1 protein-coding gene is annotated in these 13,507 nt (G+C 40.8%); it reads left to right on the forward strand.

Annotated elements, in window-relative coordinates:
• A partial coding sequence (locus tag GVV20_RS07075) for a cadherin-like beta sandwich domain-containing protein (RefSeq protein WP_284693466.1) occupies positions 1–13,507 on the forward strand: 13,507 nt, incomplete at its 5' end.

Consider the following 13,507-nt stretch of genomic DNA (forward strand, 5'->3'; position numbering starts at 1 on the left):
AGGATCCTATGGTGGTGGAGCTACTGATATTCGCGTTGGGGGAACCGGTCATTTCAACCGAATCTTAGTCGCCGGTGGTGGCGGGTCGAGTGTTCGCAACTATACTGGTGGTTATGCTGGTGGTGTCGTTGGTATGGATGGAACTGGATCGTCTGGACAATTCGGAACGGGTGCAAGCCAAAGTGCATCTGGAGGCGGTGGTATATCCGGAAGCTTTGGACCGGGTGCTTCTGGAGGAAGTAGTAGTGGTAGTACTATCGAATATGGAGCCGGAGCCGGTGGTGGTGGATGGTATGGTGGCGGGGGTGCTTCCAACTATCGCAACACAACAGGAGCTGGAGGCGGTGGATCAAGTTATGTCTTAACGGGCGATACCATCAAAGATGGCATTAAAATTAATAAGTCCTACCGACCTTCAAACTATGCACCCGATGCGAAGTATGAATTCACCAATACGGAACTGTTATCTGGAAATGTCAGCTTCTTTGGTCCCGATGGTGTTCGTGAAATTGGACATTCAAATTCAGGATATGCCCGAATTACTTACTTTGGCGAAAATACGCAATCATCCGCAAATCTTGAAGGGATACGGATCAATGGAAAAGTCATTGATGGCTTTGATCCAGAGGTAACGGAGTATACCATCCCGATAGCCAGTGAATACATGGCTAAAGATGAAATTACCGTTGATAGACGCCACAATAATCAAAAAATTGTGGGCGACGGAAAAATTGAACTGAACTATCATCACTTACGCCATAAAATTACCGTAATTTCAGCAGATGGAACACAGACGCAAGAATATACATTAAATTTCCAACGTTCTGGAAGTACCAAGTTATACAGTCTTTATAGTGACGAATATACGCATGCGTTTACGGAATCATTCAAACCTGATATTTACGAGTATGAGTTTAAATCATACTTGTACGGAGGAATTAATTTTAAATTCCAAACTTTTGATTCGGAAGCTTCCGTCAAAATCGAAGGAGCTGCCGAAGAAGAATTGTTGCCAGGAGAGAATACAATTCGCATTACGGTTTCTAAACCGGGGCTTGAAAGTACCGTTTATATTATTAAAGCAACACGAAATCGTGATATGGAATTTGGTTATACTGGTAATATTCAACGTTTTAAAGTTCCTTATACCGGAGTGTATAAATTTGAAGCGTGGGGTGGTGAAGGAGGCACCGACCAAAAAAATGGTGCTGGCGGTAAAGGGGGTTACGCTGCCGGAGATGTTTTCCTCGAAGCGGGAACTGAGATGTATGTCACCGTTGGTGGTGGCGAAGCTAAAAGTCGCGGATACAATGGTGGTGGAAGTGCATGGACCAGCGTTAGTGGTGGCTCGTATGGAGGCGGTGCTTCGGACATTCGTGTCGGCGGAACCGGTCTTTTCAACCGTATTCTAGTTGCTGGTGGCGGTGGGTCAAGTGTTAGGGGATACACTGGCGGTGCTGGTGGTGGCTTAATTGGAATTAACGGTACTGGATCATCTGGCCAATTCGGAACGGGTGCAAGTCAAAGCGCATCTGGTGGTGGCGGCATATCTGGAGGTTTTGGATCGGGTGGAAGTGGTGGCCAATCGAGTGGTAGCTCTATTGATTATGGCGCTGGAGCAGGCGGTGGCGGTTGGTATGGTGGCGGCGGCGCTGGCAACTATCGCAATTCGACCGGAGCTGGTGCTGGTGGATCTGGTTATGTATACAGTGAAAAGTCATACAAGCCAACTAATTATCGACCTTCTCAAAAATACATAATGCATAATGAAAAACTACTCGATGGAATGCAATCCATGCCAGGTCACAAGGGCCATACTATCGAGGGGAATGAAGGCAACGGATTTGTACGGATTTCTTTATTGAATAAATACTCATCAGATGCGACGCTCAGTAATGTGACCTTTAGTGAAGGTACTTTTGATGTGCCATTCACACCTTCGACTAAAAATTACAATGTCGCAATCGATGCAGATACGACCAAACTAAAAATTACAGCAACAACTACAGATCGTAATGCTGTACATAACTGGGATAATGATCAAGAAATTACGATTCAACCTGGAACTACAGCATATCCAATTACGGTAACTGGTCAGGACGGAACCCTGAATGTTTATACGTTTAATGTGCACCGAAACCCATCAAATAATGCGAATGCATCTGCAATATCAGTTAATGATGTAGTACTTGAAGGCTTTAACGAAAATATCTATGACTATGTATTAGAGCTTCCTTATGATGCAGATCGAGCTGTTGCTATTACTGCAATCGCAAATCGCCCCAAACAAACAATTACTGGATTGGGTGATCACATTCTTGAAAATGGCAAAGCACTCGAGATTAATGTTACATCTGAGGATGGAAATACACAAAATGTATATCGAATTACACCAAAGATTGAAGATTCAAACAGACTTAAATCGCTTGAGTTAGATGAACTAACATTTGATTTTAATCCGGAAATTTTCAACTACGATGTGCAAATTCCAAACGCTACCGTATCGCTGAATATTACAGCAATTCCATTTGATCATGAGGCAACGGTGAACATCACCGGTAATGGATATCTACGTAAAGGAAAAAATACAGTGTTAATTACGGTTGACGAACCAAACATTGGGCAACAGGTTTACACCTTGAACGTTAACCGTGGTGATGCTGGCGATGGCGCCCAAAGTATTGCCACAGATTACGTTTATACCGGTAAAGTCCAATATTTCACAGCTCCTTATACAGGAAATTATCAACTGGAAGCTTGGGGCGCTGAAGGTGGAAACCGTGGCGGAAGTTCTGGTGGATTGGGCGGATATGCAACGGGTATCGTACCTCTTAAAAAAGGTGAAGAAATCATAATCTACGTTGGTGGTGCAGGGAATTCGCTAGCGCGCGGATGGAATGGAGGTGCATCATCAGGAACTTCTAATGTCTATGGCGGTGGCGCATCTGATATTCGTGTAGAATCAGATTCACTCTTTAATCGTATTTTAGTTGCCGGCGGCGGTGGGTCTGTTGGTGCAAGTAACAAACCTGGAGGTGCCGGAGGTGGAATCAACGGCGTATCTCGAACAGAATCATATGGTTCGGGTGGTCAAGGAGGAACGCAATCGAGTGCCGGAAACTATGCAAGTTTTGGTGTCGGTGGAGCGGGTAGTTACTATAAAGATGGTCGTGGTGGTGCCGGCGGTGGTGGCTGGTACGGCGGTGGTGGTGTCTATCCGGATTATTCGCGTGATGATGATCGTGGAGGCGGTGGTGGATCGGGCTATGTTTATACTGATAAATCATATAAACCGTCCGGTTATGCGCCAGCTTCACGATTCATGCTAAAAGACACGGCATTGCTAAGTGGCAATCAGAGTATGCCGAACAAAGAAAGTGGATTTACACAAGGTAATAAAGGAAATGGATTTGTTCGCGTAACGGCACTTAAAAAAGCTTCGGAAGACAATCACCTGTCGCGTCTTGAAGTGAGCAAAGGAACATTAAGCCCTACATTTGTTACTGAAGAGACAGATTATACGCTTCAATTAGGTAAAGATGACACGGAACTCACGATTAAAGGAATTCCGATGGATCCATATGCAACCATTACCGGAAACGGTACGTTCGATATTCCTGCCGGGACGACGACATTCAAAATTCCTGTGACTGCAGAAGATGGTTCCATTCGAATTACAACAATTAAAGTAAATCGCGATGCATCCGAAAATTCACTTCCCAAAGATATCGTAATTAATGGGTTAATCCCTTCGCTGTGTGGCGTATCTGATGAATACTGCAAATTATCACCAGCATTTGATCCCAATAATGATTTAAATTCGGACGGCGGACATTATACGATGATTGTACCATCCCGTATTCGTTCACTCGAGTTTTCAGTTATTAAAGATCATGCGTATCAAGTCGTTACAGGAGAAGGGATACTCGAACTACAGCCAGGTCCTGACAATACGCAATACATTGACGTTCTAAGTGAAGATGGATCAAGTTATCATGCGTATACGTTTACCATTGATCGTGATATGACAGGGAATGCGGATCTTGAAACCTTTGCCCTTAATGCACCGAAACGCGATTTAGAGTTTAATCCAGATATCACAGAGTACTATGTTTCGGTTCCTCACGAGTATACAAAATTCTCAGAAATCGATGTTCATTATCAAACGATGGATCCAGAGGCAAAAGTTACCATTCTAAAAGATAAAGATGATTTAGATTTAGGTTTAAACAAAGTTATTTATCGTGTCACTGCAAATAATGGTGAAACAAAAGATTATACCTTAAATATTTACCGTGAGGATAACGCAAATACTTTCTTAAAGCAGTTAACTGTAAAGCATAAAGATACAATCTTGCCATTGTCTCCGTCTTTCCAAAAAGTAATTTCCAATTATGTGGTAACTGTTGATAATGCTATTGATTTTGTCGAAATAGATGCCGTAGCCGAAGCAGAGGAAACAACAGTTTCTGGTGCAGGGAAGCATAACTTAAGCGTAGGTTCGAATGTTATCAACATTCAAACGAAAGCTCAAGACGGAACGGTACAAACTTACACACTTAATGTAGTTCGAAAACAATCCAGTAATTCGAAAATAGCGAGCATTAAAATTTCTGGTGTTGAGATAACTGAGTTTTCATCGGATGTCCTTCGTCAGACACTTAGTGTGGCGGATACCGTCGTGAAACCGGAAATCGAGGTAAAACTTCAAAGTGAATTTGCCTCATATTCTATAACTGGAAATACGTCACGTTTCTATCCGGGAGATAATACCGTGAATATCCGGGTAACAGCAGAAGATGGAAGTGTTAGCCAATATGTACTTACAGTCACAAAACCATTCGCAACAAATAACAATCTAAGCAGTATCACGAGCAGTATGTTTGAGATTGAAGCGTTTAATCCGGAAATAGAAACCTATTCCGTCTCGGTGCCGTATACAGAAGAAGCACTCAACCTTGCGGCAACGCCTCAACATCCACTAACACGTATAAGTGGTGTAGGAAAAGTCTATTTGGTCCCAGGAGATAATGCGTTAAGCATTGTTGCGACAGCTGAAAACAATGAACCCAAAACTTATACAGTCCATGTAAATATGGAAAAAAACAGTGATCCAACATTAACCGCACTCACGACAAGTCCTAGCGCAACGTTGGACCCAACATTTAATCCCCAAACAACAGCATATAAGATTAATGTTGGTAATGAGGTTGAAACAATTACGATCGATGCAACTCCAAAAGTTTCCTCAACTGCTATTCAAGGGCTTGGCAAAACTCATTTAGAGGTTGGGTCGAACATAATTACCATTCAATCAACTGCGGATAGTGGTGCAAGTATGTCTTATGTTCTAGATGTTGTTCGAGATGCTTCATCCAATGCTGATTTAGAAACCTTAATAGTTCATGAGGGATCGTTAAACCGCGGGTTTAAACCAGATGTCATTGAATATGATGTTATGGTACCAAAAGGAACATCACGAATTAACCTTGAAACAGCAACACAACACCCAGAGGCACAGGTCAGTGTTCTTGGAAATGAAGGGCTGCAAGCAGGGGCTAATAAGGTGACGGTAAGGGTCCACTCGGAAGCAAAAGATACATTCAAAGACTATACGTTAAATGTATATGTACAAGATGCGCCAAGTGAAACAATTCATTTATCAGATCTGACGGTATCATCCGGAAAATTGATACCTGGATTTAATCCGGATACGCAATTCTATCGTGTTCATGTCGCCAATGACGTTACAACATTAAATGTTAATGCAAAAACAAAAACTGCAGATGTTTCACTTACGGGAGTGGGGAGCCATCCATTAGAAGTTGGTAATAATCTAATTAATATTCGTGCAACAGCAAAAAACAATATTATACGAGATACACAGATTTTGGTTAATCGGGCACCATCCAGTGATGCTACATTAAGTCGATTGAATGTATCTGGATTGAAAAATAACACCATTAATTTTAAACCGAATGTATTTAACTACACCGGTACGACTGAAAATACTCAGTTAGGAATCAGTGCAACACCGACCCACAATAAAGCGACTGTTGAAATTATTGGTAACCATAGTTTTGTATTTGGGACTAAAAATGTGGTCATCGTTCGTGTAACAGCGGAAGACCGTATCACAGTTGAAGATTATACGTTGACAATCAATAAAGAACCGTCAAAGAATGCAAATCTTCGAAGTTTATCAATTAGTGGCGTGCGTTTAAACCCCGGTTTTTCAAGCAATCAGACAGTCTATAAAGCTACTGTCGGACATGATATAACGCAAGTTAACGTTGATGCAATCACATCAGATTCAAATGCAACGGTTCAGTATGGCCAAGTTCAAACACTTAATGTTGGCGACAACTATGTAGATATCAAGGTAGTCAGCGAGTCTGGTCTACGAAAAACGTATACAGTAGTCATTCATCGAGAAGGTGCGGATGACAATACGTTAACAGATGTATTTGTGAATGAGCAACGTCAAGAGGATTTCTCAAATGATGTTCGAAATTATACATACCGTTTTCCTTATGAAGTGGAGACGTTTAAATTGGACGCTCAAGCAAATCATGAGAAAGCAACGGTTTCTGGTCTTAAAGAGTACCCATTAACGGTTGGGGAAAATACAATCATCATGAATGTCACGGCAGAGAATGGAGAAGTTGTGACGTTTAAGTATTCAGTGACACGTGACCCAATTAACAGTGCACAGTTAAAACATCTTAAGGTTCAAAATTACCCATTTGAAAATGGATTTGACCCGGCAAGAACACATTACATGTTGACTGTGGATAATGAAATGACTTCCTTGCAAATGGATTTTGAGAAAATAGATCCTAAGGCGAAAGTGGTGGTTCGTGGTAATGAAAACTTCATTGAAGGGCGTAATGTTGTTGAGATTGAAGTGACTTCAAGTGCTAAAGATAAAGTCGAGACGTATGTGTTGGAAGTGTATCGTCAAATCTATGCCAACAACTTCCTTGAATATCTATCGGTTGATGCAGAGTTGATAACACCACAATTTTATAAAGGCATCATGGAATATCGTGTTGAAGTTCCTTATGATCAAGAAACAATTACATTTGATGGTGAAGCAACGTTGTCAACATCAACCGTGTCTGGTCTCGAAAAATTCGGGCTTATGTATGGCGAAAATCGCTTTGTAATTACAGTTAGTTCACGAACCAAGATTGAGCGAAAATATCACGTTGTTGTGAATCGTGCTCATTCAAATGATAACCAGCTTACAGACTTGTCGATTCAACTAAAGGGTGAAAATATGGCGTATTCACCGACATTTGACCCTCAAACTGACATTTATACCGTGAATGAAGCGGTTCCTGTAGGAACTGAAAGTATCAATATCATGGCGACAAGTAAGACTGCAACGGTTACGGGTGATGGTCAACAAAAACTTCATGTAGGAGAAAATAGACTTCCAATCGTTGTAACTAGTGACTCTGGTATTCAGAAAACATACACGGTTGTCGTGAATCGACCGGCCTCAGCAAACAATACACTCACAAACATTGCACCAAGTAATGGTTCGCTGATCCCGAACTTTAATTACACCAAAGACGTTTACAACGTAACAACCGAAAGTACGACGAACTACTTATCCTTTAATGTGAATACAGAAGATCGTAATGCCAAGGTTACAGGTCACACACGTCAATTGTTGGAACCTGGAAAAAATGTTCGGGAAATTGTAGTAACTGCAGAGAATGGTGATACGAAGGTGTACACAATTAATGTTACAAGACCACAAACAGACGAAACGAGATTGAAAAAACTCGCTGTTACGGGCTATGAACTCGAAGAAAACTTTGATGCATCAGTTTATACATATCATCTCAAGGTTCCAAACAGTAAAAAAGTACTCTATGCAAGTGATATTAAATTTGAAACAGTCGACCCAAATGCTCGAGTTGAAACAAGTGGCGATCTAGTATTGAGTACTACAAATGAAAATATATATGAGTTAAGAGTTCGCGCTGTAGATGGTCATACGATTGAAACCTATCGTATCTTGATTGATCGAAGTTCTGGGAATGATTCTACAATTAAAGAATTACAGTTTGAGTCAGGAACTTTGAATCGATCTTTCAATCCAAACGTATTCACATATGACTTGGAGATGAGTGGTGATGTGAAAACATTTGACCATACTTATATAAAGAAACTCGTTACAGCTGATGATAAAGCAGTAGTAACCTATGAACCGAAAGAAGCAATCAACCTCGAAGCAGGAATTTTGAAACCATTTAAGATAAAAGTTACAAGTGAGGATGGAACAACAAGTAATACATACACCTTTAATGTGACATATGTTCGTTCACGCAATAACAAGTTATCATCGATTGAAGTAGACGGAAGTATTTTTAAAATTCCGTTTAACCCAGATGTCTCTGAGTATGAAGTAGGTGTCGAAGCGGGAACAACGTCTGTTGTTATTCGTGCATTTACCCAAGACCCTAAAGCTAAAATTCTTTCATCGATTGGAGATAGAGAATTGATTGGAGATGCAACGAAGGTGACAATTGGTGTCGAGGCGGAGAATGGTGATGTTCGCAATTATACGCTAATTATCAAACGTAACTTATCGCGCACACTTGATCTTGAAGATGTAACACTAACTGACTCACAAAATGCTGTCTTAGATCCATCTTATAACAATGATGCGATACAGTTTGAAGGTCATGTCGCACGCGAAACAGATCGTGTTGGACTCGTTGTTAAGAAAGGTCACGAGTCTCAAACTATTAATGTTTATGATCGATTCAATAATCCTCTTGATATAAATAACATCCCACTTAAAATCGGGCGAAATGACATTCAAGTTGAAGTTGTATCACCATTCGGCCTCTCGCGAATCTTTAACATCAAAATAATGCGTGCTGGAAGTGATGACGCAAGTCTCAAATCCTTAAAGATAACTAACCCAAGTATTGAACTTCCATTCGAATCAGACGTGACAACGTATCGCACAACTGTTGCTTCAGAATTTGATCAATTGGTAATTGAAGCAGAAACGACAGATTCGAAAGCACGTTATGAGGTTCTTAACAATGAGTATCTGACTGAAGGAAATAATGATGTAATTGTTCGAGGGATTGCGGAAAATGGGGAGACCAAAGACTATGTTATTCATGTCTTACGTGAACCACGTTACAACAATTATCTTCAGACAATTACGGTCAGTGAAGACGGGGTCATTATCAGTAAGGGAGAGGATTTCTCGCCTAAATTCAACCGTGCGATGATGAATTATACCGTTAAGGTATCCTCTGCAACAGATAAGGTCTTAGTTCAAGGTGTGCCACAAGTTGAAACTACATTAGTGTCAGGGTCATCGGCCAACGACACGGGTAATAAAGCAACAAATGGTGTTGAAGTGAAACTCAAACCAGGTATGAATACCGTTAAACTTATGGCGACCGAGGTGCACGAGGGAAATGTCGCAATCTATACAATTTCAATTTTCAAAGAAATGTCTGATGATGCGTCCCTTGTTGGCTTAATTCCGTTTAGAGAAACACCATCAGGACCTGAAAACTTAAATTTCAATGAAGGTTCATTTGATCCGCAAAAGCAACACTACTCGATCAGTGTTGGGGAGCATGATTCGAAATTGGGAATCAATGCAACACCAGTTTCTCCCAATGCTCGTGTCGTTATTCGTGGTAATGACCCATTACTGAATGGAAAGAATATGGTAACAATCGTCGTTACGAGTGAAGATCGAACAAAAACAAAAACGTATTATGTCAGTGTCGATAAAAAGCTATCAGATGATACATCGCTGACTTCATTAAGTGCGGAGCACGGAGAAACCATCCATTCATTTGATCTGACAGAGAAAAATCTATCGTATACAGTCGATATGGGTGTTGATCATATTAACCTTAAGGCGACATCAACGGATCCTTTAGCAAACATCCTTGGAACCGGTGAATATGCACTTGATTTTGGTGCAAATGTCTTTGATATCAGTGTTACAGCCCAAAATGGCGATATAGTGAAGCGAACTGTCACGATTCATCGCGCCTATGATAATCGAATGCAAACGATTCAACTAAGTCACGGTGATCTGATGCCTCAATTTGATATGGAAACGACTGAATACACCGTTTGGGTTCCAGAAAATGTCGAACGGATTTCCGTGAAGGGTGTCGCATTAAATCGTCCAGTCGCGAAGGTGACAGGTGGTGGTTGGATTGATCTTGCGCTTGGGGAAAACTCAATTCCGCTTACTGTTGCATCACCTGACGGGTCGTCACGAATTTATACCGTTAAAGTTATGCGCTCAGCATCCTACAATAACTATCTGTCATCGTTAGCGCTCAGTGAAGGGTTACTCAGTCCTGTGTTTGATAAAAATCGCACAGATTACACGACCTACATTTCTGACATTCACGATGATGTAACACTTACTGTGACACCAGAAGATGCGAAAGCAACGTACGAAGTTTTAGGTTATCCAAGTGTGAGAGATGATGAAGGAAACGTAGTTGTCTCAGGTATTAACCATGGTGAGAATCACCTTACGATTCGTGTGACCGCAGAAAATGGCGATGCACGTGATTATACCTTGAACGTTATTCAACAAGAATCATCAATGTTTAGCAATCGTTTGAAATCCTTGTCAGTAACACCAAGTAAAGGTATTGCCCCAAGCTTCAAACCAGATACAACGCGCTATGTTGTAAATGTTGATACATCTACGACTGAAGTTACAATTGATGCGACAAAAGAGAGTGATGATGCGACAATTGTTTCCGGACTTGGCACGTTCCCAGTTGCATCGGGAAGGAATTCATATAAGGTTGTCGTCCAAAGTAAGGATGGTCTTCTACGAACCTATGAAGTAATTATTAATCAAGCATTATCAGGAGATGCAACTCTAAGTAAATTAAGCTTTGAAGAAGGACTATTAACACCAATTTTTTCAAAAGGAAGAAAAGAGTATGCATTGTATGTAGCAAATGGTGTTAGTACATTAACCCCATCTGTTACTCCAAGTGCATTAGGAACTAAATGGGTTATTACTGGAAATGGTATTGATGCACCTCTTGGTGATGACAACAATACTGTAACCATTACCACAACGGCTGCAAATGGAAAGAGTACAGATACCTATACAGTAAAAGTATACAAATCATCACAATCAAGTGTTTATCTCGATGCAATTACAGCCAATGTCGGAACTTTTAAAGAACCATTCGATAAAACAAATGGTGGACCCTATACACTTGAGATTGATCCAAATGTGAAGAGTGTCATGATTGGTGCGAAGCCGGAAGATGAACATGCTATTGCCTCTATTGAAGGTGTTGGAATTGTAGATGTTTCGGATAGTGCTGGAAAGAATGTCGATATTGTTGTAACTGGTAAATCCGGTGTTTCAATGACATATACTATAAAAATTGTAAAAGCACCACGTAACAATGCACGCTTGTCGTTCTTGGCGATCCGACCTGGGAACCTTGAACCGCAATTTAGTCCTTTACGTTCAGCATATGTAGCAAACCTTAGTCATGAGCAAGAGCGAGTTGAAATAAGTGCAAAATCCGAAGATCCAGAAGCGGTTATTTCGGGAGCAGGCATCAAGGAAGTTGCCGTAGGACTCAATGAATTTGATGTCGTTGTGACAAGTAGTAATGGTGATGTGGGCATCTATGATGTTGATATTACTCGTGAGGCGGTTATTAGTTCAAAAGCAACGCTAATCCGCTTCAAAGAGGCTCTAATCGAAAATCCAAACTTCGATAAAGATATTGAAAATTATGCATTAACGGTCCCCAATGAGGTCACCAAATTGAATCTCGATACTGTGATTCTTGAAGATCCAACGCGAAGTACTTACGAAATAATTGGAAATACGAACTTAAAAGTTGGTGATAATACGGTTAAGGTTGTTGTTAAAAACAACGAGAATATTCCGGATACAGTTTATACGTTTACGGTTAACCGTCAGATTTTCAGTAGTAATTTCTTGAAAAACTTAACGACCAATAAAGGTCATGTCTCACCAAGCTTTGACAAATACATCAACAATTATGATATAACAGTGCCTTTTGAGGTACATGAGATGGATTTAATAGCAACTCCTGAAGATGCAAAATCCATGATAAGTGGAACCGGAACAGTACGTGATTTAGAAGTTGGTGTGAATGTTCATAAAATCGTGGTAACATCGTCAGAAAATGTTGCACGTACTTATATCGTGCGTATTAACCGTCTTCCCAATAGTGACAATACACTTCATGAACTAATCGTGAATGGTGGGACACTCGAACGTCCATTTGATCCGCAAAATTCAGGTCCTTACGACGTTACAGTAGCTGAAGGTCGTGAATCTGTGGAATTCAAAACAGTCTTACCCGAAGGAGCAACTGTTGTTGGAGATGGTATCGTAGAAATTGGCGCGGGTGAAACCAAGCATAGAATTACCGTCCGAAGTCAAGATGGAAATGAACGTCACTATGAGTTTGTTATTAAGCGTCCTGTCGCTAATGATGCATCTATTACGAACATCGTACCGCGAACAGGCGTACTTTCACCAACATTTGACCCGACCATAAGAACATACTATGTTACTGTTCCAGATTCGATTATGGAGATGGGATTTGATGTAGCGGCATCCAACGCTCAAACATCAGTAACGGGTCATGAAGTTCGCTCCATTCCGTATGGTGAAACAAGCTTTACGATCGTTGCAACTGCTGAAAATGGTATTGCTCAGGAATCATATACGGTTGTCGTTACTCGAGAACGTGATATTCGAACGATTGATGTTGAATCACCTACTTTAATTCTCAATGTAGGCGAGGTCAAAGTTATTAAGGCAATCGTAAATCCAGAGGATGCAACCCATCAAGGCTTGGTATGGACTGTTTCAGACCCTGAAGTCTTGAGTATTGATCAAAGTGGTGTCGTTACAGCCCTAAAGCCAGGTGGCGCAATGATTGAAATTAGCAGTGAAAAAAATCCTGGTATTAAAACACGCATTGGCGTGACGGTGATGAATTTAACCTTATCCAGTGACTCACTAGATATTAAACGTATTGACGCAATAGAAACACCTGCAGAAACGCTTAAGGATTTCGTTGTGGGTTCAGAACCATCAACGACGCTTGAATCGTACAAGCAGATGTTTACAAATGAGCAAGATGCCCTAAAAGTCTATGACAAAAACGGTATTGAGCTTACGGATAGTAGTCAATTAGTGGGTACGGGTATGGTATTAAAACTTGAATACGGAGAAACCGTATACGACCAACTTGTCGTTGTGGTCATGGGCGATGTGAATGGTGACGGTATTGTAAACGTTTTAGATGAGGGAGATATCATGAACTCCATTCTGAAAATCGTAACATTTGACGATTACCAAAGCTTAGCAGCAAACATCAATCATGATGAAGTCGTAAACGTTCTTGATCAAGGTTATATCACCAACTATATCTTGAAGAAAATAAGTACATTAAATGGAATAGGAGGATAA

This window comes from Erysipelothrix aquatica, assembly GCF_009828775.2.
GTDB lineage: Bacteria > Bacillota_I > Bacilli_A > Erysipelotrichales > Erysipelotrichaceae > Erysipelothrix > Erysipelothrix aquatica.